Genomic DNA, 1,377 nt, shown 5'->3' with positions numbered 1-1,377 from the left:
ATACCGATGAGCAATCCTACGAAAATAAAAAAGTTGAATGATTATGAATTAGCTATCAAATACCTCTATTATAAAAATTTATTCAAGATTTAGTATAAGTTAGAAACACTTGAAAAAATCAAAAAAGACGCTCTTATGAACGTCTTCTTTATTTTTGGAGAGAAAATCAACTTGTGAAAATTGATTTATCTTAGTTATATATAAATATATAGCTAAAATTATATTTATGTTTGTCTTTTGTGAAAATAATTAATTTATTTGAAAAAATATTTTTCACAGACATAGTTAGTTATTAAAATTCTTTTTTGATTTGTTCAACCCATGCCTCAATTCTTTCATCTGTTAATTCAGATTGATTGACTTCATCTAAAGCAAGTCCTAAAAATTCCTTATTTTTTGCCGCTCTTGATTCATTGAATTCATATCCTTCAGTTGAAGTTTTTCCAATAATTGTTGCACCAGTTTTTTGGATTTCTTCATCAATGATAGCAATTCCATCCATAAATGTGTCAGAGAAAGTACCTTGATCTCCACTTCCAAAGTATCCTACTTTTTTTCCCTTAAAGTCTTTGCTTGCTAAGTCATCAACAACCGCTGCCCAGTCATCCTGCAAGTCTCCAAATCCCCATGTAGAAGCTCCTAAAAGCAGTACATCATAATCTTCTAATTTATCCTCATTTCCATCAATATTAAAAACTTCTGCTCCGTCAATTTTTTCTGCAATTTTATGAGCTATATCTTCAGTTACGCCTGTTGTTGATCCGAAAAAAATTCCTACTTTTGCCATATTAAGCCTCCGTTATTAGTTTTTATTTATTTTGGATATCATGTATCCGGATATTTATTGTCTTTCTAAACCAAGGAAATAAATTGTTTTATTCAATTTTCATATAGAAAATATATCATATTTTATTTTGGTTGTCAAATTTTTTTGATTTTTATATTCATTTTTTAGATTACATTCAAATCTTTAAAATTAAGTACTGGAATTCAATATAAAAAGAGATTGTTTGTAATTTTAAAATATCAAAGGTAAATAAAAAATCAAATATGCCACATATAGTAATCTTCTTCTGTTTTTGGAATAATTCTGGCAGGAATGCCCACAGCAACAGCTTCATCAGGCACATCTCGTAAAACAACCGAATTTGCTCCAATTCTCACATTTTTGCCAATTACTATATTTCCTAAAAGTTTTGCTCCCGTTCCAACTGTTACATTTTCTTTTAAAGTCGGGTGTCTTTTAGTTTTCGAGGTACTTACTCCGCCGAGAGTTACCCCATGATAAATAACGCAGTTATCTCCAATTTCCGCTGTTTCTCCGATTACAATTCCCATTCCGTGATCAAAAAATATTTTATTTCCCAGCTTTGCTCC

The 1,377-nt window shown here is 29.9% G+C and carries 2 protein-coding genes; both read right to left on the bottom strand.

Annotation, left to right across the window (positions count from 1 at the left end; all coding sequences use genetic code 11):
- Positions 1–292: 292 nt before the first annotated feature.
- A complete protein-coding gene (locus tag Q0370_RS02950; RefSeq protein WP_299571913.1) occupies positions 293–787 on the bottom strand; it encodes a flavodoxin in 495 nt (164 codons plus the stop codon).
- Between the two features lie 257 nt (positions 788–1,044).
- On the bottom strand, positions 1,045–1,377 hold a 333-nt coding region (gene epsC / locus Q0370_RS02945; protein WP_299571911.1), incomplete at its 5' end, for a serine O-acetyltransferase EpsC.

Source organism: uncultured Leptotrichia sp., assembly GCF_938036635.1.
In the GTDB taxonomy this organism is placed as follows: domain Bacteria; phylum Fusobacteriota; class Fusobacteriia; order Fusobacteriales; family Leptotrichiaceae; genus Leptotrichia; species Leptotrichia hongkongensis.
Note: the sequence above shows the minus strand (reverse complement) of the source record. Positions and strands in the feature narration are given on the sequence as shown.

Excerpts from the sequence above, each read along its gene's own strand:
- Q0370_RS02950 (WP_299571913.1), bottom strand. The coding sequence starts at position 787 with ATGGCAAAAGTAGGAATTTTTTTCGGATCAACAACAGGCGTAACTGAA.